Genomic DNA, 17,795 nt, shown 5'->3' with positions numbered 1-17,795 from the left:
TGGTCGGGGTGGACGTCGCCGAGGTACTACGGGAGCACTGGAACCTGAAGCCGTCACGCCTGGAGGTGCTGACGGGTGGGATGAATTCGGCTGTCTGGCTGGCGTCCGGTGGTGAGTGGAGGCTGGTGCTCAAGTCGGTCGACGCGTCGGACGCGGCGTTCGAGCCCGGTCTGGGGCTGGCTTTCCGTCTTGATGAGGCCGGCATCCGTACCGGGTGCCCGCGTCCCAGCAAGCACGGCCGGTTGGTCGAGCGCGTCGACGGGCGGCAGGTCGCCGTACTGGAGTACATCGACGGCGTGCAGTTGACCGTAGCGGATCACGCGACCATCGGTGACCTCCTCGGGCGCGTGCACTCGGCCGCCGCCGTCGGCAGCGGTGATGTCGCCGACTGGCTGCAGTTCCTGCTGCCGTTCGAGGATTGCCTGGATCTCGAGCCGTGGATTCGCCCGGTGGTCGAGGGCGCCGTCGCTGACGCAGTCGCGCTCGGGCCGGTGTCATGGGCCTGGCTGCACGGGGATCCGGCCGCGGAAGCGTTCCGGCAGCAGGATGACGGCGAGGTTGCCCTCATCGACTGGGGCAGCGCGATGCAGGGTCCGATCCTGTACGACGTCGCGTCCGCCGTGATGTACAACGGCGACCCGGTGGTCCCGGCGTACCTGCGTCGACGCCCCGACCTGGCCGACGAACTCGAGCGCGGCCTGCCAACGTTCCTGCGCGTGCGCTACGCCCTCCAGGCCGGCTACTTCGCCTGGCGCATCACCAACAACATCCTGACCGGCATCTCCGACCCCACCGAAAACCTGAAGGGCCTAGCCGACGCCCGCCGCTCGTTCGACCTGTAGGTCACGCAGTACGGCGGCCTCCGTCGTCCCCCACTCCTTGAAGAGATAGCGATACGGCACCACCGACGTCATTGCGGCGATCACGTCCGCCTTGTCATCGATGAAGTGCGTGATCCCGAGCTCAGCACAGTGGATCGCCTTCTCCGGCCGCCGAAGGCAGAAGCGCACGTTCGCCGCGGGGATTCCGGTCCGCTCGAAGAAGCGGTGATGGCGCAACCAATCCAGCGACCGCTCCTGCACCCGCGGCCCACACTTCGAAACCAGCCACGCGTCCCCGAACAAAGGCACGAGCCGCGTGATCGCCGCAAAGGCACCAGGTACGGCGGGGGTTCGCAGCATGGCCGTGGTGTCGCCGGAGAAGAACGACGTGTCGCCCGGGCCGGACCCTCCGGCGATGATCACGCGTCCGATATCGATTCCCAATCTGTTCATGTCTCCATCGTCGACACGACCAACTATCCAGCAGAACTAGTTCTTGTCGACATAGCTATAGTTTCTGGTGATGGATCTCGTGGCGGAGGATCTGCAGGCGTTCGCGGTGTTCGCTGGGCACCGCAACTTCACGCGTGCGGCCGAGGAGTTGCACGTCAGTCAGCCCGCGCTGCACGCCCGCATCCGCAAGTTGGAGGCCCGCCTCGGAACGCAGCTCTACGTGAAGCACGGACGACAGCTGCACTTGACCGACGCGGGCGAACGGCTGGCTGCCTTCGCCAACGACACCCGCGACCGCACGGCTGACTTCCTCCGCACGCTGGATACCGCTCCACCGCGGCCGCTCGTGCTGATCGCCGGCTCCGGGTCGTACCTCTATCTACTGGCTGATCCGCTCCGCCGCTACCTCACCCGCGGCCGCCAACTCCGCCTGCTCACCGGCGACGCAGCCGAGACGCTGACTGCAGTCCGGGGCGGTACGGCGGACGTCGGCGTGACCGCACTGGGCATCCCGCCCGACGATCTCGACTGCGAACTACTCGCACAGTTCCCGCAAACGCTCATCGTGCGCAGCGATCACCGCCTCGCGGGACGTCGTACCGTCCGGTTGAGGGACCTGCAGGACGAGGCGCTCGTCGTACCGCCGAAGGATCGTCCGCATCGGCAGCAGTTGGAGCGGAGCATGCTCGACCAGGGCCTCCGGTGGTCCGTCGCGGTGGAAGCGGAAGGGTGGGAACTGCTGGTCCAGTTCGTGCGTCTCGGTATCGGGCCGGCGGTCGTGAACGGTTCGGTCCGTACGACGAGCGCCGTCCGGAAGATCCCGGTCAAGGACCTGCCGCCGGTCCGGTACTACGTCGTCACACGACCGGGACGCGACGACAGGGTGGATGGGCTGAGGAGGGCGCTGACGTGAGCCGCGACAGCAGGACGCTCTCCAAACTGCTGCGCCATACGGCGGGTGAGCGCGGCCTCACGATGAGTGCTGACGGGTGGGCTGCGATCCCCGACGTACTGCGGGTTCTCGGACTGACCCGCGAGCGGCTGGACGCCGCGGTGCGGGAGAACGACAAGCAACGGCTCCAGGTCGACGGGGAGCGGATCCGCGCGTGTCAGGGGCATTCCCTCGAGGGGATGCCCGTGACACGTGAAGCGTTGGAGAACAGTTGGGAACGCGTGTACCCCGACGATCTGCTGTGGCACGGGACGAGTCGCGAGGCATTGCCTGCGATTCAACGGGAAGGTTTGCGCGCGGGACGGCGTACGCATGTCCATCTGGCGCCGGCGAAGGACAGTCGCGTGGGTCGTCGTACCTCCGTAGAAGTCTTGCTGGGCGTGGATTGCGCGGATTTGGCGGTGTATCGGGCGCCCAACGGAGTGTTACTGACGCGGGAGGTACCTGCGGATGCGATCGTTAGGTGTGACGCGGTCCACTGAGCTTGCTGGTCTGGGGACTAGGCTCAGCAGCGATTCGTCATCGAGAACTTGGGAGTCAATGTGGCCACCATCGAGGCCGTCGGCGCGCGCGAGATCCTCGACTCGCGCGGCAACCCCACTGTCGAGGTCGAGGTTCTGCTCGACGACGACACCATCGCCCGCGCAGCCGTCCCGTCCGGTGCCTCCACCGGCCAGTTCGAGGCCGTGGAACTGCGTGACGGGGACAAGGACCGGTACGGCGGCAAGGGCGTGCAGAAGGCCGTCACCGCGATCCTCGAGGACATCGACAAGGAGATCGTCGGGTACGACGTCCACGAGCAGCGCCTGATCGACCGCGCGCTCCTCGACCTGGACGGCACCCCGAACAAGGCCAAGCTGGGCGCGAACGCGATCCTCGGCGTCAGCCTCGCCGTCGCGAAGGCGGCCGCGGAGAGTTCCGGCCTGCCGCTGTTCCGGTACGTCGGCGGCCCGAACGCGCACGTCCTGCCGGTGCCGATGATGAACATCCTGAACGGCGGCGCGCACGCGGACAGCAACGTCGACGTCCAGGAGTTCATGATCGCCCCGATCGGCGCCGCGACGTACGCCGAAGCCGTCATGCAGGGTGCGGGCGTCTACCACGCCCTGAAGGCGGTGCTGAAGGAGCGGGGCCTGTCCACCGGCCTCGGCGACGAGGGCGGTTTCGCGCCGAGCCTGGACAGCAACCGGGCCGCCCTGGACCTGATCGCGGTCGCGGTCGAGAAGGCCGGCCTGCAGCTCGGCAAGGACATCGCGCTGGCGATGGACGTGGCCGCGAGCGAGTTCTTCACCGACGGCGTGTACGCGTTCGAGGGCGGCAAGAAGTCGGCCGACGAGATGATCGCCTACTACGCCGACCTGGTGGCGTCGTACCCGATCGTGTCGATCGAGGACCCGCTGAACGAGGAGGACTGGGACGGCTGGAAGGCCATCACCGGTGAGCTCGGCAGCAAGATCCAGCTGGTCGGCGACGACCTGTTCGTCACCAACGTCGAGCGGCTGCAGCGCGGTATCGACGAGAAGTCGGCGAACAGCCTGCTGGTCAAGGTGAACCAGATCGGCTCGCTGACCGAGACCCTGGACGCCGTCGACCTGGCGCACCGCAGCGGCTTCACCTGCATGATGAGCCACCGCTCCGGCGAGACCGAGGACACCACGATCGCCGACCTCGCGGTCGCGACCAACTGCGGCCAGATCAAGTCCGGCGCCCCGGCCCGGTCCGACCGCACCGCCAAGTACAACCAGCTGCTCCGGATCGAGGAGGAGCTCGACGACGCGGCGACGTACGCCGGTCGCTCGGCCTTCCCGCGCTTCCAGGGCTGACGCTGGCCTGATCAGGAGGTCGTCTGTATGCCGTCCCGTCGGGATTCCGGTGCACGCCCCGGCTCGCGTCCGTCGAGCCGGACCCAGTCGCGTCCACCGGCCCGGCGGGGCGACCAGCCGAAACGGCGTACGACGGGAACCCAGGCGGACCCGGCGCGGACCCGCGGGTCCCGCAACCTGACCGGACGGGCGGCCGTCGTACTGCTGGTGCTCGGGGCCTTGATCGTGTCCTACGCGCAGAGCCTGCGGGTGTGGTTCGACCAGCACCAGCAGGTCAACGCGCTGCAGCAGGAGATCCGCGACCGGGAGAAACGGGTCGCGGAGCTCAACGACGAGATCACCCGCTGGGACGACGACGCGTACGTGAAGGCGCAGGCACGGCAGCGGCTCGGCTGGGTGATGCCCGGTGAGGTCGGGTACCGCGTGATCGGCGCGGACGGGAAGCCGGTGGGTGCCCCGCCCGAGCCGTCGGCGCCGGCGGACGGTACGACGGACACGCAGAAGCCGACCTGGTACACGAAGCTGTGGGGGAGCGTCGAAGGTGCCGGCACGCCGCCGGTGACCGCGGCACCGACCCCCGCCAAGCCCACCCCGAAGCCGATCATCACACCGTCACCCGAGAGGTCGGGCGGATAGGTGGCGCCTGCTGCGCGCCGCCCGACCTCTAAGGTGACCAGGTGAGCGTCAGCCCTTCCGACCAAGAAGCAGTCAGTAAACAACTCGGCCGGACGGCCCGCGGCATCCGGTCGATCGCGCACCGGTGCAGTTGCGGCCTCCCCGACGTGGTCGAGACCGAGCCCCGACTGCCGGACGGTACGCCGTTCCCCACGACGTACTACGTGACGTGCCCGCGGCTCGCGTCCGCGATCGGCACGCTCGAGGCCTCCGGCATGATGAAGGAAATGACGGACCGTCTGGCTGACGACGAGGACCTGGCTGCTCGGTATCGCGCCGCCCACGAGTCGTACCTCGCGCACCGGGAGTCGATCGAGCACGTCGAGGAGATCGCCGGGATCACCGCCGGCGGCATGCCGACGCGGGTCAAATGCCTGCACGTCCTGGCCGGCCACTCGCTGGCGGCCGGGCCCGGCGTGAACCCGCTCGGCGACGAGGCCCTGGAGGCGTTGGACGACTGGGGTCGCCGAGGCCCGTGTGTCTGAGGGCAGCGCGTCCGGCGGCGCGGTGCGGGTCGCTGCGATCGACTGTGGCACTAACTCGATTCGGCTGCTGATCGCGGATCTGGTCGACGCTCACCTCGTCGAGATAGACCGCCGGATGACCATCGTGCGCCTCGGCCAGGGCGTCGACGCCACCGGCGCCTTCGCCCCCGAGGCGCTCGCCCGCGTCTTCAGCGCCTGTGAGGACTTCGCCTCCGTCATCCAGTCGAGCGACGTCACCAGACTCCGCTTCGTCGCCACCTCCGCCGCCCGCGACGTCAGCAACCGGGATGCGTTCTTCGCGGGCGTCCAGGAGCGCCTCGGCGTACGTCCGGAAATCATCTCCGGTGCGGAAGAAGCCGAGCTCAGCTTCCGCGGCGCCACCACCTCGCTCGACCTGCCGGCGCCGTACCTGGTGGCCGACATCGGCGGCGGCTCCACCGAACTGGTCCTCGGCGACGCAACCGGTGTCATCGCGGCCGAATCCCTCGACATCGGCTCCGTCCGCCTCACGGAACGCCACGTCACCACCGACCCAACGTCCGAAACAGAACTCGCGGCGATCGCCAAGGACATCGACGCCCTGCTGGACGCGACCACGGTCCCGCTGGACGAGGCCCGCGCGTTCATCGGAGTCGCCGGCACCTGTACCACCGTCGCCGCGGTGGCGCTGAACCTCGCCGAGTACGACCGCACCGCCGTACACCACGCTCGCCTCACCACGGACCAACTGCGCTCCGCGACAACCTGGCTGACAACCACCACCCGCGCAGAACGCTCCGCCGTACCGTCGATCCACCCCGGCCGAGTAGACGTGATCGGCGCCGGCGCCCTGATCCTCCAACGCCTCTACAACCGCCTACCCGTCACCGAACTAACAGTCTCCGAACACGACATCCTCGACGGAGTCGCAGCAAGCCTGGCCTGAGGCGCCAATCGTGTGCGCAAATGGCCGACGCAACCCTCGGCGGGGAAAGAAATCGTCACCCAGCGACGCATAGTTACCCCGCTTGCCGGCTCCCCATACCACCAAGGCGGCCGACAACACCCCCCGATGAGCTAACGGCGCGGAGCAACTCAGGCGCGCCGTTCGGGCGGTTAGTGCGCGCGGACGCCGTCGAGGGCGATGGTGAGGACTCGGTCGCGTTGGGCCTGGTCTACGAAGCCGGCGGCGGTGAGGCCGCTGACCATGCGGAGCAGGTCGTCGAAGGAGACGTCCTTGCGTGCCTCGCCCGCGGCCTGGGCACGTTCGAACAGCGGCGTACCGGCGGCGTACATCGCCTCTCGGGCCGCCTTGAAGCTGTCGGCCTCCCGGTTCAGCGACTCCCAGATCGCGCGCTTCGTCGCGGCGTACCCGACGAAGCGGTGCAGCCACGTGGTCAGTGCCTCCCACGGCGGCAGGTCGGCCGCCTCCTCCGCCGCGATGCACAGCTCCTCGATCTCGCCGAAGTAGACCGCGTTCAGCAGGTCCTGGCGGTGCGGGAAGTTCCGGTACAGCGTCCCGATCCCGACGCCGGCCTGGCGCGCGATGTCCTCCAGCGAGGCGTCGACCCCTTTGCTCGCGAACGCATCCCGGGCGGCGCCGAGCAGGGCGTCGAAGTTCCGCCGCGCATCCGCCCGCTGCGGCCGCCGTACGTCGACCCGCAACGCGGGCCTGCTCTCACCGGTCACCATTCGCTCACCTTAGCCAGTTGATAGCGGAGGCAGCCCTCCGCTATAGTGGAGGCATACCTCGACTTTACCAGGCCGGGGAATCCGCGCCCAAAGCTCTGGCGCGTCCCAACCCCTTTCGAAGGACTTCTGCATGCCTGCCATCAGGTCTGGAAACCCTCGCGTGACCCTGGCGGTCCTCGCCACGGTCGTCGCCTCCTTCTCCATGTTGCAGTCGCTGGTCAGCCCGGCGCTGCCCGTCATCCAGCACGACCTGCACACCACCCCCGGCACGGTCACCTGGGTGTTCACCGCACTCCTGCTGTCGGTGTCGGTCGCGACCCCGCTGCTCGGCCGGATCGGCGACATGGTCGGCAAGGAGCGCACGCTGTTCATCGCGCTGGCCGCCCTGGCGATCGGCTGCCTGGTCGCCGCGCTCGCGCCGAACATCGGCGTACTGATTGCCGCCCGCATCTTCCAGGGTGTCGGCGGAGCCGTGTTCCCATTGGCGTTCGGGATCATCCGGGACGAGTTCCCGGCCGAGCGCGTCCCGTCCGTGGTCGGCGTGGTGTCGGCCATCATCGCGGCCGGCGGCGGCCTGGGGATCGTCCTGGCCGGCCCGATCGTGGAATTGCTCGGCTGGCGCTGGCTGTTCTGGATCCCGATGGCGGTCGTCGCGGTGTCGACGGCGATGGTACGGCGCTATGTCCCGGAGTCACCGAACCGCGTCCCCGGCCGGATCGACTGGCTGGCCGCCGCGTTCCTGTCCGGCTGGCTGATCGCACTGCTGCTCCCGCTGAGCACGGGCCGGTCGTGGGGCTGGGGCTCGTTGCGTACGACGGGGCTCTTCGGGCTGGCCGTCGTACTGTTCGCCGGCTGGATCACGGTCGAACTGCGCTCGCGGAACCCGCTGATCGACATGCGGATGATGCGCCGTCCGGCGGTGTGGACGACGAACCTCGTGGCGCTGCTGTTCGGGGCGGCGATGTTCGCGGTGTACGCGTTCGTTCCGCAGTTCCTGCAGATCCCGAAGGCTGCCGGGTTCGGGTTCGGTGCGAGCGTGACGAAGGCCGGGCTGCTGATGTTGCCGATGCTGGTGACGATGGCGGTCGTCGGGTCCTTGAGCGGCCCGCTCGCGCCGCGGTTCGGCGCCAAGGCGCAGGTCGTTTCGGGGTCGGCGTTGAGCCTGGTCGCGGCGCTGATCTTCGCCGAGTTCCACGATGCGCAGTGGCAGGTCGCGCTCTCGACGGCCCTGTTCGGTGTCGGACTCGGTCTCGCCTACGCGGCGATGACCAGCCTGATCGTGCAGAACGTCCCGCGCGAGCAAACCGGCGCGGCCACCGGCATGAACGCCAACATCCGCACCATCGGCGGCTCCATCGGCACCGCCCTCGCCAGCTCCATCATCACCGGCCACATCCAGCCGTCGGGGCTCCCCGCGGAGGCCGGCTTCACGGACACGTTCCTCCTCCTGTCCGCGTTCGCCGCCGCGGCCGTCGTACTAGCCCTGGCCATCCCAGGCACACGTCGTACGTCGGTAGCTCCCATCACCCAACCGTCCGAGGAGCAGCTCGCCGCCTGACCAGCGGGCTTGGGGAGGGTTTTGTGCCGAATCGGGCAACAACCCTCCCCAACCTCACGTCTAGGCTGGGTGGGTGAAGCTTCCGCATCCGCTGACCGGGGAGTTGTTCGAGAGTCCGGTGCCGCCAGGGGCCGGGTGGCCCGAGGACCCGGCGGTACGGCGTACTCCGGTGGCGCGGGATGCGGGCGAGGTGGTCGAACTCGCGGCGACCGGTGAGCTGGCGGAGCTGGAAGCCCGCGTGTCCGTCTGCCGCGCCTGTCCGCGGCTCGTCGAATGGCGGGAAGACGTTGCTGTCGGCAAGCGAAAGTCCTTCGCGGATCAGCCGTACTGGGGACGGCCGATCCCGGGATGGGGCGTCGCCGAGCCGCGGATCCTGATCGTCGGGCTGGCGCCCGCGGCGAACGGCGGGAACCGCACCGGGCGCGTGTTCACCGGCGACCGCTCCGGCGACTGGCTGTTCGCGAGCCTGCACCGCGTCGGCCTCGCCAACCAGGCAACCAGCGAGCACGCCGGCGACGGCCTGCACCTGATCGGCACCCGAATGATCGCCGCCGTCCGCTGCGCCCCGCCCGCCAACAAACCCACCCCGGAGGAGCGCGACACCTGCGCTCCCTGGTACCGCCGCGAACTCGAACTCACCCTCCCCAGCGCCAGCTCGATCGTCTGCCTCGGCAAGTTCGCGTACGACGCTCTGCTCGCAGCGCTGACCGCCCTCGGGGCCGACGTACCGCGACCGCGCCCGAAGTTCGGCCACGCGGTCGAGTACCGGATCCCGACCCCGTACGGCGAGGTCACCGTCCTCGGCTGTTTCCACCCCAGCCAGCAGAACACGTTCACCGGCAAGCTCACCGAGCGGATGCTCGACGCCGTTCTACTCCGCGCGAAGACCCTCTCCGGATAGCAACTCGTTGCGGACGGTGGAGCCAAGGTCGCCCCAGCAGGCGCTGATCTTCCCACCGTCGACGTGGTACATCGCCAGCTCGGTGGTCGAGATCCGCCGCCCGGTCGCCGGTACATCGAGGAACGTGCCATGGTGCGTGCCCACGTTGGTCAAACGAGCCGCGAGTACGTCGCCGTCGACCACAAGCTCCTGGATCTCCCAACGGAAATCGGGAAACGCCTGGATCACCGCGCGCAGGCCTGCGATGTAGCTCTCGAGGCCTTCAACGGTGCCGTTGACCTGCACGTTCTCCGCGACGAACGCACCGAGCTCCTCCCACCGACGCTCGTTGCACCGCTCGATGTAGTGCCGGTAGAACTCCGCATGCCCCATTGGCCCATTGTCGTCCACAGGCTCGCGGCACCGGAGTTGACCTGGACGCGCGAGGTATTGGAAGCTGCCCACTATGCATGCCGCCGCCCCACGCTGCCGCCGCCCCAATGGCTCGTGACAACCTGCCCGAGCAATCTCGGGGGCGCCCGGCCGCGCAACGGCCCGCAAGTGGTGGCGTGGAGCGCGCACCGGCCGCGCCGTCGATGCCTGCCGCGCACGAGGCCGCACCGCTGGGGTTCGTTTCCAGCCCGGACCGGTTCCACTGGTGGGGCGAGCTCCACGACGACGTGAAGGCATACGTCGAGCGCAAGGTCGGACCGGCGATCGAGTGGTGGGCCGACCTCCACGAGCGCGAGCGCGACCGGCCGTACGCCGTCGTACTCGGGCCGAACGGGCTCGCTGTGACGACGCCACGGGTCAACAACCAGGGTCAGCGGACGCAGAGTGTGCGGCTCGATCCGTTCGTGCCGGCGAGCATCAAGCACGCCGTCGTACTGCAGCAGGCCACGAAGCCGCGCGGTGGTCTGCGTTCGCTCGTCTCGCGTGGCAAGGACGAGCAGTCCCAGCAGCCGGTCCCGCCGCAACTGAACCTCACGCAGGAGATGCGCGGCGTCCTGGGCAACCTGCCGCTGGAGGCGCAGCAGCGCCTGCAGACACCGTTCCTCGGTGCACAGGCCATCACGCACTACCGGTTCTACTACTACGGGAACGACGAAGAGCTCGACCTGTGGTGCTACCTCGCGGGCGACAAGACACTCACGTTCGCAACCGGGCATCGCACGCTGCCCAACGGTGTCGATCCGCAGCACGCCTCCTGGCGCCTGACCTGCTACCAGGCGGACGTCGCTCGATGAGCTCGAGCCGGGACTTCCGGGACCTCGACGGAGCCGATCCCTGGAAGCTGCTCGGGGTTACACGGTCGGCCGGCGCCGAGGAGATCAAGCGCAGCTATCGCCGCCTGTCCCGCAGCCACCACACCGACGTCGGCGGCGACTCCACGCAACAGGTCAAGCTGAACCGCGCCTACGAGATCCTGACCGACCCGACCCGGCGCGCCGACTATGCGCTCCTGCTGCAGCGCAAGGAGCGCCCCCAGGACTTCGTCCGCCCGACGCGCCCCACCGAGCCCGAACCCGACGAGCCCAGCGCCGACCCCTTCGACTGGGCATCCGGCCCCGGCCCCACCAGCACCCCGCCGCGGCAGGACACGTACGACCAGGCATATCGGGATCCGTACACCGAGTCGCCGTACGCCGACCCGCCCCACCGTGATTCGTACACCACCCCGCCGGACGGCGATTCCTACACGGCTCCGACGTACCGCACCCAGCGTCGCGGCGGCGTGAGCGGGCAGGCAGTCGGCGCGCTGCTCACCGCGTTCATCTGCTCGCCGATCTCGATCTACCTGGCAATCTCAGTCCTCCGCAACAACCGCCCCGGCAGACCCCTCGCCTGGCTCGCAATCCTGATCAACGTAGGCCTTCTCGGCTTCTCGATCTTCGGCGGCCTACTACGCGGCACCTGACCGGAGATGCAACGGGCTCTTGGCTCAGCGCGCGAGGTACGCCGCAATCTCACGGTGGCAGTCCTCGATCGGCCGGGTGGTGTCCACCACGAGGCGGACGTCGGTGCGCGGCTGGTAGTCGCCGGCTGACTGCTCCACCTGCTCCCAGTCCGGATATGTCCACCCGGGCAGGTCGCTCACCCGGCTGAGCACACGCCGACGGTGTTCCTCGGTATCGGGACAGGCCGTCTCGATCACCACGTGCCGGGCATCGCTGGCATCGGCGAGGTGGTGCCAGCCGTCGCGGGCCTCGGTGACCGGATTCACCGCATCGGCGATCACGGTCAGCCCCCGGCGTAGGTGACCGCCCGCGATGTCGTGGGCCACGCTGTATGCCGTGATGCCGGTCTGTTCGGCCGTCAGACCGTTGCGGCGCATGGCGCCCTCGATCTCGTCGATGCGAAGCCAGATCGCGTCGGTGCGATCGGCCAGGTGCCTGGCCAGCGTCGACTTACCGGTTCCGGGGAGGCCGCCGAACTCGATCAGTGTTCCCTTGCGCATGATGACCGCCTAAGGTTTCGGTTGACAGTATGTATACCGACTCACTTTACAGCGTGTCAAGCGAAGGGGATCCGCATGAAGACTGACGGCAGGCGGGCGGCATCGACTGCCGCCACCCGGCACGCAATCATCGAGGCCGGTCGCGAACTGCTGGCGACGCGCGAGTGGCGGAACTTCACCTTGGAGGCTGTGGCCACCAGCGCCGGCGTGACCCGAGTGACGGTCTACAACCAGATGCAGTCGAAGTACGGACTCCTGGACGCGGTACTGACCGAACTCAGCGAACGCGCCGGCATGGACCAGCTGCTCACCAACACCAGCGAGCTGGACGCCGCGGCGGCCCGCCTGGCGATCGTCGAACAGACCTGTCGCTTCTGGCACGTCGAGCGCGACGTGCTTCGCCCGCTCTTCGGCCTGGCTGCCATCGATCGGGAAGTGGCGGGGATGCTTGCGGAACGCGAGCAGTGGCGGCGCAACCAGTGGCAGCGCCTCATCGACAGGCTGGTCGAGGAGGCGCCGACCATCAAGCCGTTCGACCGCCCAACCCTGCTCGACGGAGTCGTCGCGGTGACCTCCTTCCCCACGTACGACGCCCTGGGCGACCTGGCAGACGACCCGGCCGCGGCCGCAAAAGTCATCAACCACCTGGTAATCAGCCTAACCGGCTGACCTCCGCCCGACGCGGGGGGCGACCAGGGTGTGCCCGGGACGGGATTCGAACCCGTATGCCTGTTAGGGCCGCGAGGTTTAGGTTCGACCAGCCTCTGTCCGGAGTGGTTCGTCACGGTCCGGACCGCGCTCGTCACCTGGTTGTTGTATCCCTGGGAACGTGCGCGGATCGGGGTGAACTGCAACTACCGGTGCAACTACGACCGCGGGCTGACTACTTCAACCCCATGGGCGTCGGTCAGCTCGTCAGGACCCGCAGGTTGGACGCTCCTGGACCGCGTCGAGCACTGGGTTGCCAGACTTAGCTGGTCCAGATTGCGGGGTCGTACGTTGAGTCGTCGCTGGCGTACCCAGGAGAGACCTCGAGGACAATGTCCTTCGGGTTGGCGACACCGAAGGCCACCTTGAACTTGGCCTGTCGACCGTTGAGGAGCTTGGTCTCGGGGCCTCCCGTGAAGCCTTCGTCGAAGATCTGGTCACCTTCAACGTCTGCGCTCTGAATGGTCATGTAGAAGGATGAAGGATCAAATGCCTTCCCTGTCTTGTTCACGATCGTGATAGTGAACTGCACGGCGTACTTGAACTTCTCGCCACCCGATGCATACTCGCTTCGCTTCGCCGCCTTGGGTGCACTGACAGTTACTGAGAGATGGTCCTCCCACTCATTGGTCTCGTTCCACTTCAACGTGGCTGGCTCTGTCGATGTAGGTGTCGGTGCCTCTGTTTCTGTCTCGTTCGATGTAGTTGGTTGCGACGACGTCTCGGTTGGTGTTGCTGCGTTGGTCCCAGTAGGTGTTGAAGCAGAAGGACTGCCTCCTGTAGAGCCGCATCCCGCGACAGCAAGTGCTGCCAGGGACAGTGTTGCTAGGAACTTCTTCACTCGCATGGTTCCCCCCTTGTATGTAGATCGCGCCCCCCAGCGAGCGTTACCTCGCGATTTGTGCGAAGGCCATAGTTGACGATTACGTGAGAAGCGGACGGGCAGTCCTCCCGCATCGCCCCGATAGCTGCGACTTTAGGTGCGGTGCGGTGCGAGTCAAGGGCCGAAGGTCCCGAAGGGACGCCCCAGGCGCCCTTGACGCGTGCCGCGCCGGGCCATCCCTTCGATGATTGCTAACGGGGCGATGCGGGAGCCCACCGGCAGACGGGAGCTTGCATCAAGCGCGGGCGGCGCGCAGCTGGCCCGTTTCGGGCAGTACCACCGACAGGGTGCCGAGCGTTGATGCGAGTTCTGCTGTCTTCGGCCCGGCACCCTTTGGCGCGTGCGCGCCAAGCCAAGGGACGCGCCGGGAGCGCAGCGCAGCGGAGTGGGAGGCAGGCGTCCCGCCCTGCGGTGGCGGCGCGCTTTCGGGCCTGGAGGGGCCCGTCTTGAAGACGTAGAGAAAGTTGTCAGACCGGATTGCGGCGGATGGCGCTGCCGCTATCTTTAGGGCACGATTGCCTCCACGGTTGCAACCGGCGGCAAAGTAGCTGATCGGTTCAAGGTCGAACGGGGCGCGCAAGGGGGCGGTTGTGAGTTCAGCACAAGGGGAAGCGGGGGAGTCCGAACCGGCCGACTCGCCGGACTCAAGGTACTCTTCCGAAACGATAGAGACGGCCAAGGCGATCCGAGAGTTGATGGAGTCGATTGAGCAGGTCGCTTCCGTTCAATTCTCGGCTGGTGAGCCGGAGGTCAGACAGTCGATCCTGGAGGCGGGTCGAGATATCCTTCGTGCTCTCGCTCGGATTCTTCCCGTTGGGCCCGATGTGGCGGCTCGATATCCAAAATCGTCGAAGTGGTACGAAGAAGTTAGAGAGACTGGAAAGATCCCGTGGGAGGCGATCGATCTAGCTTCGATTTCAGCGACCGCTGGGGCGTTCGCTGCGGTAGTAGAGGCCGCGCCTTGGCAAATTGCGGGGCGCGCATTAGATAACATGGTCATTTCGCTCGAAGACGCTTCGCCGATCATCCGAACGTTTGCTCGGCCAGGGATGTCGCAGAATTTCCAAGGTGTGGTGAGGGCGACTCGGACCAAAGTGAATTCGATAATCCCCATCATCGAGAGCTACGAGCAGCTGCAGGAAATTAAAGCGGTTCGCCAGAATGCAGAGAAAGTGCAGCGCGAGGTACTAGAAGTTCAAGAGGCGACAGAAAAGGCGGCAGGGCGCGTCGCCGATGTTGAGATATCATTGTTCTTTGACTCATACGCGAAGAGTCGCCGATGGTCTTACCGATTGTGGTCTCTAGTCGTAGCATGTTCTCTGCTGGCGACCATCGGGGCGAGTTATACCGGGCTGAACAGTGAGGCACAGGTTAGCGTCTCGGCCGAGATCTCTAAGTGGGCGCTGGTTATTCCCCTGCTTGCCCTAACCGGATATGCAGGGCGGCAAGCAAGTCGGAATCGATCTCTCGCTGAATGGTCAGAACTCGCTTTCCTTCGATCAAGCTCGATCGATGCGTTTGTGCAGCGATTGCCCGCAGAGATGGCAGACGAAGTCCTGCACAAGTTCGGTCTGTTGGTCTACACGGCCGACCGAGGCGCTGACGACGCGCCCAATGAAGACGACGTCGCTCAGGGGCTGTGGAGCAAGGTAATCAACGGTCGACAGTAGGACCGATGCCGCGGCGCGACTGGGCCAGTTCAAGAGCATGCTTCAAGCGGCCGGCCTTCGGGATGCTCGTCCTCACGATGCACGGCATACGGCGGCGACGCTGCTGTTGGAGCAGGGTGTCGACATCCGCGTGGTGCAGGAGATCCTCGGACATTCGACATTGGCAGTGACCAAGCGCTACACGCATGTGACGAGCAAGCTGGCTGAGGACGCTGCGGCCAAGATCGGAAAGGCGCTGTGGGCATGATCGGGCAGGCAACTGCAACCGCTAGTGCAACCATCGCACGACTGCTGCAACCGCTGCTTATATTCCTACTTGGTTATCTTTGCAGGTCAGTTCATGGTGCCCGGGACGGGATTCGAACCCGTATGCCTGTTAGGGCCGCGAGGTTTAAGCTCGCTGCGTCTGCCGTTCCGCCACCCGGGCTCGGGACGAGGGTACTCGTTACAGGTAGGTCTTTCGGGGGTACACGGCGTGGGCGCCGGCTACTCGGTCCAGGAACAGCTTTCCGCTGCAGTGGTCGATCTCGTGCTGGAGTGCGCGGGCCTCGAACGCGTCGGTGGTGATCGTGACCTGGTCCGTCGTACCGGGCAGGACGCCGGCGACCGTGAGCCGGGTCGCACGTTTGACGTCGCCGGTGAAGTCCGGCACCGACATGCACCCTTCGCGAGCCTTCTCGTTGCGTGAGGCCTCGACGACGACCGCGTTGCACAGAACGAAGACGCCGTGACAGGTACGCGTCTTCGGGTGATTGGTCACGTCGAGCGAGAACATCTGCGCAGCGACACCAACCTGCGGCGCCGCGAGTCCGACGCACCCGGGGGAGACCCGCATGGTCGCCACGAGGTCAGCGGCGAGCTGGATCATGTCCGGATCGAGCGGGTCCACCTCCGCGCTTTCCGTCGCGAGCACCGGGTGCGGTGCGCGGACGACCTCGAGTACGGCGCCCTGGACATCCAGACGTGCAGGGGACCAGTCCGTGATCACAGTTCGTCGCTCTCGGCCGGGCGCAGCGTGACACCCACTCCGAGTTCCTCGGCGGTGATCTCGAGCGCCCGGTCCAGCATCTCCAGCTCCGCGGTCGGCGGCAGCTCGACCTCCGCGGTCAGTACGTACAGCCCGCCGCTCAGCCGCGTCGCCAGGTCCGTGATCGTGCCTCCGGCGGCCGCGATCATCCGCGTCACCGCCGCCACGATCCCCGGCCGGTCCGCGCCGTGGACGCTCAGCATGTACGGCGCACCGATCGGCGCATGCTCGTGCTCGGGGCCCATCTTGCGGACCGTGATGACCAGCTCGCCGCGCAGCGGCTCGAGCGCCGACTTCACCTCGTCGAACGGTCCGGCGCAGACGATCATCATCGCGAAGTGGCCGCGCAGCAGCGTCATGGTCGAGTCCTCGAGGTTGACCCCGATACCGACCAGGGCCTCGGTGACGTCGGCGATGATCCCCGGGCGGTCCGGGCCGATGACGGTGACAGCGAGCTGACTCATGCCCGGCAACCTACCGCCGACCTAAGTACCTGATCGCACCGACTTCGGTATCCGGACACCCGCATCCACCCCGGAGATCGCTTACCCACCGCTACATTCAAGTCATGAGTGAGCGCAAGCGTCCGCGTCGTACGGCCATGAACTGGGTCGTGGACAGTGTGTCGTTCGTGCTCGCGGTGTGCCTCGCGCTGCTCGCCTACAGCGAGGGTGAGGGCGATGCGGTGCCGCGGACGCTGATCGCGATCGACTTCTGGTCGGGCATGGCGCTGTGCCTGACCCTGTGGTTCCGGCGCCGCTGGCCCGTCCCACTGGCGATTATCGCGGCCGCCGTCTCGGTGTACTCCGACGCCGCGGCCGGGCCGACGCTCGTGCTGGTCATGACCGTCGCCGTCCACAAGCCGTGGCGGACCTCGATCTGGGTCTTCGCGCTGAACTTCGTCGCCACGCTCAGCTATCTCCAGGTGCGGCACAAGGAGGACTGGAAAACTCAGCTCCTCATCGGCATCACTCTGTACGCCGCCATGGCGGGCTGGGGGTTCTACATCCGGTCCCGGCGGCAGCTCCTGCAGACGCTGCGGGACCGGGCGGATCGGGCCGAGACCGTGGCGACACTGCAGGCCGAGCAGGCGCAGCTGCGGGCGCGCGAGGAGATCGCTCGCGAGATGCACGACGTACTCGGGCATCGGCTGTCGTTGCTCAGCGTGCATGCCGGTGCGTTGGCGTACCGCCCGGACGTGTCCACGGCCGAGGTCGCGGGTGCCGCGGAGATCATCCGGGCGAGCGCACACCAGGCGCTGCAGGATCTCCGCGAGGTGATCGGCGTACTGCGCGCTCCTGTCGGCGAGCTCCCGCAGCCTGCGTTCGCTGACTTGCCTGCGCTCGTGGAGGGTTCGCGGGAGGCGGGCATTCCGGTCGAGTTGACGCTGGATGCTCCGGGCGCGATGCCGGAGCACGTCGGGCGTACGGCGTACCGGGTCGTGCAGGAAGGTCTGACGAACGCGGTCAAGCATGCGCCGGGGGAGCCGGTGACGATCAGCGTGACCGGTGCCCCAGGCAACGGACTGTCGGTCGAGCTGCGCAACCCGGCGCCGAACCGCCGGCGCGGCGACGGCCAAGGTTTGAAGGGCCTCAGCGAACGCGCCGCCTTGGTCGAAGGCCGCGTCGAACACGGCCGCACCCCCGAAGGCGACTTCCGCCTCCACGCCTGGCTACCGTGGCCCGCATGACGGTGTTGAATGGCGCGCCTCCAGGGTCAGGAGGCTGTGGC

Annotated in this window: 22 protein-coding genes and 1 tRNA gene; 15 read left to right on the top strand and 8 right to left on the bottom strand. The window is 67.3% G+C overall.

Translation table 11 applies throughout. From position 1 onward, the window contains the following. Positions 1-8: 8 nt before the first annotated feature. A complete protein-coding gene (locus EV137_RS40755) occupies positions 9-842 on the top strand; it encodes a phosphotransferase enzyme family protein (RefSeq protein WP_166680028.1) in 834 nt (277 codons plus the stop codon). Here the strand turns inward: EV137_RS40755 and EV137_RS27250 are convergent. After that, positions 810-1,274 (bottom strand): hypothetical protein, encoded by a 465-nt coding sequence (locus tag EV137_RS27250; protein ID WP_134131301.1) that lies wholly within the window; start codon positions 1,272-1,274, stop codon positions 810-812. The genes EV137_RS40755 and EV137_RS27250 overlap by 33 nt on opposite strands. Before the next feature lie 70 nt (positions 1,275-1,344). Between EV137_RS27250 and EV137_RS27245 the strand changes: the two genes are divergently transcribed. The 6 genes from EV137_RS27245 to EV137_RS27220 are packed head-to-tail and all read left to right on the top strand — an operon-like array spanning position 1,345 to position 6,134. Beyond that, positions 1,345-2,187, top strand: a complete 843-nt coding sequence (locus EV137_RS27245; RefSeq protein WP_202871168.1) for a LysR family transcriptional regulator — start codon at positions 1,345-1,347, stop codon at positions 2,185-2,187. Further along, positions 2,184-2,708 (top strand): RNA 2'-phosphotransferase, encoded by a 525-nt coding sequence (locus EV137_RS27240; RefSeq protein ID WP_134006453.1) that lies wholly within the window; start codon positions 2,184-2,186, stop codon positions 2,706-2,708. The genes EV137_RS27245 and EV137_RS27240 overlap by 4 nt, the downstream gene beginning before the upstream one ends. A 60-nt stretch (positions 2,709-2,768) precedes the next feature. Further along, positions 2,769-4,049, top strand: coding sequence for a phosphopyruvate hydratase (eno, locus tag EV137_RS27235; RefSeq protein ID WP_134006455.1), 1,281 nt, complete (start codon positions 2,769-2,771; stop codon positions 4,047-4,049). A 27-nt stretch (positions 4,050-4,076) separates the two neighbouring features. Beyond that, the gene (locus EV137_RS27230; protein WP_134131299.1) at positions 4,077-4,685 is read left to right on the top strand and encodes an FtsB family cell division protein; all 609 of its coding nucleotides are present in this window, start codon (positions 4,077-4,079) and stop codon (positions 4,683-4,685) included. Between the two features lie 41 nt (positions 4,686-4,726). After that, complete coding sequence (locus tag EV137_RS27225; RefSeq protein ID WP_134131298.1) at positions 4,727-5,209, top strand: DUF501 domain-containing protein; 483 nt, start codon at positions 4,727-4,729, stop codon at positions 5,207-5,209. Then, positions 5,202-6,134, top strand: coding sequence for a Ppx/GppA phosphatase family protein (locus EV137_RS27220; RefSeq protein ID WP_238175584.1), 933 nt, complete (start codon positions 5,202-5,204; stop codon positions 6,132-6,134). Before EV137_RS27225 ends, EV137_RS27220 begins: the two co-directional genes overlap by 8 nt. 170 nt (positions 6,135-6,304) lie before the next feature. Here the strand turns inward: EV137_RS27220 and EV137_RS27215 are convergent, their stop codons facing one another. Continuing rightward, entirely contained in the window at positions 6,305-6,880 is a 576-nt protein-coding gene (locus EV137_RS27215) for a TetR/AcrR family transcriptional regulator (protein ID WP_130384234.1), read from the bottom strand. A 130-nt stretch (positions 6,881-7,010) separates the two neighbouring features. On the opposite strand from EV137_RS27215, the gene EV137_RS27210 reads away from it, so the two are divergent. Then, positions 7,011-8,438, top strand: coding sequence for an MFS transporter (locus tag EV137_RS27210; RefSeq protein WP_134006461.1), 1,428 nt, complete (start codon positions 7,011-7,013; stop codon positions 8,436-8,438). 73 nt (positions 8,439-8,511) lie between these two features. Then, the gene (locus tag EV137_RS27205) at positions 8,512-9,339 is read left to right on the top strand and encodes a uracil-DNA glycosylase (RefSeq protein ID WP_134131297.1); all 828 of its coding nucleotides are present in this window, start codon (positions 8,512-8,514) and stop codon (positions 9,337-9,339) included. Here the strand turns inward: EV137_RS27205 and EV137_RS27200 are convergent. Then, positions 9,310-9,711: an ester cyclase gene (locus tag EV137_RS27200; protein WP_134131296.1), complete on the bottom strand. Its 402-nt coding sequence runs from the start codon at positions 9,709-9,711 to the stop codon at positions 9,310-9,312. The two genes, EV137_RS27205 and EV137_RS27200, sit on opposite strands and share 30 nt — an antisense overlap. Positions 9,712-9,887: 176 nt before the next feature. Here EV137_RS27200 and EV137_RS27195 point away from each other — a divergent pair, with 176 nt between their 5' ends. Together EV137_RS27195 and EV137_RS27190 are read left to right on the top strand one after the other, a co-directional pair. Further along, complete coding sequence (locus EV137_RS27195) at positions 9,888-10,565, top strand: hypothetical protein (protein ID WP_134131295.1); 678 nt, start codon at positions 9,888-9,890, stop codon at positions 10,563-10,565. Beyond that, on the top strand, positions 10,562-11,236 hold the full coding sequence (locus EV137_RS27190; protein ID WP_134131294.1) for a J domain-containing protein: 675 nt from the start codon (positions 10,562-10,564) through the stop codon (positions 11,234-11,236). The genes EV137_RS27195 and EV137_RS27190 overlap by 4 nt, the downstream gene beginning before the upstream one ends. A gap of 24 nt (positions 11,237-11,260) precedes the next feature. On the opposite strand, the gene EV137_RS27185 is transcribed toward EV137_RS27190, so the two are convergent. Continuing rightward, positions 11,261-11,776, bottom strand: a complete 516-nt coding sequence (locus EV137_RS27185) for a P-loop nucleotide/nucleoside kinase family protein (protein ID WP_134131293.1) — start codon at positions 11,774-11,776, stop codon at positions 11,261-11,263. A gap of 75 nt (positions 11,777-11,851) precedes the next feature. Here EV137_RS27185 and EV137_RS27180 point away from each other — a divergent pair, with 75 nt between their 5' ends. Beyond that, the gene (locus EV137_RS27180; RefSeq protein ID WP_134006473.1) at positions 11,852-12,445 is read left to right on the top strand and encodes a TetR/AcrR family transcriptional regulator; all 594 of its coding nucleotides are present in this window, start codon (positions 11,852-11,854) and stop codon (positions 12,443-12,445) included. A 301-nt stretch (positions 12,446-12,746) separates the two neighbouring features. On the opposite strand, the gene EV137_RS27175 is transcribed toward EV137_RS27180, so the two are convergent. Beyond that, positions 12,747-13,331 carry a hypothetical protein gene (locus tag EV137_RS27175; RefSeq protein ID WP_134131292.1) on the bottom strand — a complete coding sequence of 195 codons (585 nt, stop codon included), beginning with the start codon at positions 13,329-13,331 and terminating at the stop codon, positions 12,747-12,749. A gap of 626 nt (positions 13,332-13,957) precedes the next feature. On the opposite strand from EV137_RS27175, the gene EV137_RS27170 reads away from it, so the two are divergent. Both EV137_RS27170 and EV137_RS27165 read left to right on the top strand, forming a co-directional pair. After that, a complete protein-coding gene (locus tag EV137_RS27170) occupies positions 13,958-15,037 on the top strand; it encodes a hypothetical protein (protein WP_134131291.1) in 1,080 nt (359 codons plus the stop codon). Between the two features lie 37 nt (positions 15,038-15,074). Then, positions 15,075-15,284 (top strand): tyrosine-type recombinase/integrase, encoded by a 210-nt coding sequence (locus EV137_RS27165; RefSeq protein ID WP_134131290.1) that lies wholly within the window; start codon positions 15,075-15,077, stop codon positions 15,282-15,284. A gap of 94 nt (positions 15,285-15,378) precedes the next feature. Here the strand turns inward: EV137_RS27165 and EV137_RS27160 are convergent. The 3 genes from EV137_RS27160 to EV137_RS27150 all read right to left on the bottom strand — a co-directional run bounded on the left by EV137_RS27160 (position 15,379) and on the right by EV137_RS27150 (position 16,528). After that, positions 15,379-15,464: transfer RNA gene (locus EV137_RS27160), tRNA-Leu, on the bottom strand. A gap of 18 nt (positions 15,465-15,482) precedes the next feature. Further along, entirely contained in the window at positions 15,483-16,025 is a 543-nt protein-coding gene (gene def, locus EV137_RS27155; RefSeq protein ID WP_134131289.1) for a peptide deformylase, read from the bottom strand. Beyond that, positions 16,022-16,528: a glycine cleavage system transcriptional repressor gene (locus EV137_RS27150; RefSeq protein WP_134131288.1), complete on the bottom strand. Its 507-nt coding sequence runs from the start codon at positions 16,526-16,528 to the stop codon at positions 16,022-16,024. Before EV137_RS27150 ends, def begins: the two co-directional genes overlap by 4 nt. 104 nt (positions 16,529-16,632) lie before the next feature. Between EV137_RS27150 and EV137_RS27145 the strand changes: the two genes are divergently transcribed. After that, positions 16,633-17,754, top strand: a complete 1,122-nt coding sequence (locus tag EV137_RS27145) for a sensor histidine kinase (RefSeq protein WP_134131287.1) — start codon at positions 16,633-16,635, stop codon at positions 17,752-17,754. Positions 17,755-17,795 lie beyond the last annotated feature (41 nt).

The organism is Kribbella pratensis (genome assembly GCF_004366075.1).
GTDB classification, from domain to species: domain Bacteria; phylum Actinomycetota; class Actinomycetes; order Propionibacteriales; family Kribbellaceae; genus Kribbella; species Kribbella pratensis.
Note: the sequence above shows the minus strand (reverse complement) of the source record. Positions and strands in the feature narration are given on the sequence as shown.

Coding starts and splice junctions, on each gene's coding strand:
- EV137_RS27250 (WP_134131301.1), bottom strand. CDS start 1,274: ATGAACAGATTGGGAATCGATATCGGACGCGTGATCATCGCCGGAGGG.
- EV137_RS27245 (WP_202871168.1), top strand. CDS start 1,345: ATGGATCTCGTGGCGGAGGATCTGCAGGCGTTCGCGGTGTTCGCTGGG.
- EV137_RS27230 (WP_134131299.1), top strand. CDS start 4,077: ATGCCGTCCCGTCGGGATTCCGGTGCACGCCCCGGCTCGCGTCCGTCG.
- EV137_RS27215 (WP_130384234.1), bottom strand. CDS start 6,880: ATGGTGACCGGTGAGAGCAGGCCCGCGTTGCGGGTCGACGTACGGCGG.
- EV137_RS27210 (WP_134006461.1), top strand. CDS start 7,011: ATGCCTGCCATCAGGTCTGGAAACCCTCGCGTGACCCTGGCGGTCCTC.
- EV137_RS27200 (WP_134131296.1), bottom strand. CDS start 9,711: ATGGGGCATGCGGAGTTCTACCGGCACTACATCGAGCGGTGCAACGAG.
- EV137_RS27190 (WP_134131294.1), top strand. CDS start 10,562: ATGAGCTCGAGCCGGGACTTCCGGGACCTCGACGGAGCCGATCCCTGG.
- EV137_RS27185 (WP_134131293.1), bottom strand. CDS start 11,776: ATGCGCAAGGGAACACTGATCGAGTTCGGCGGCCTCCCCGGAACCGGT.
- EV137_RS27180 (WP_134006473.1), top strand. CDS start 11,852: ATGAAGACTGACGGCAGGCGGGCGGCATCGACTGCCGCCACCCGGCAC.
- EV137_RS27175 (WP_134131292.1), bottom strand. CDS start 13,331: ATGCGAGTGAAGAAGTTCCTAGCAACACTGTCCCTGGCAGCACTTGCT.
- EV137_RS27165 (WP_134131290.1), top strand. CDS start 15,075: ATGCTTCAAGCGGCCGGCCTTCGGGATGCTCGTCCTCACGATGCACGG.
- EV137_RS27150 (WP_134131288.1), bottom strand. CDS start 16,528: ATGAGTCAGCTCGCTGTCACCGTCATCGGCCCGGACCGCCCGGGGATC.
- EV137_RS27145 (WP_134131287.1), top strand. CDS start 16,633: ATGAGTGAGCGCAAGCGTCCGCGTCGTACGGCCATGAACTGGGTCGTG.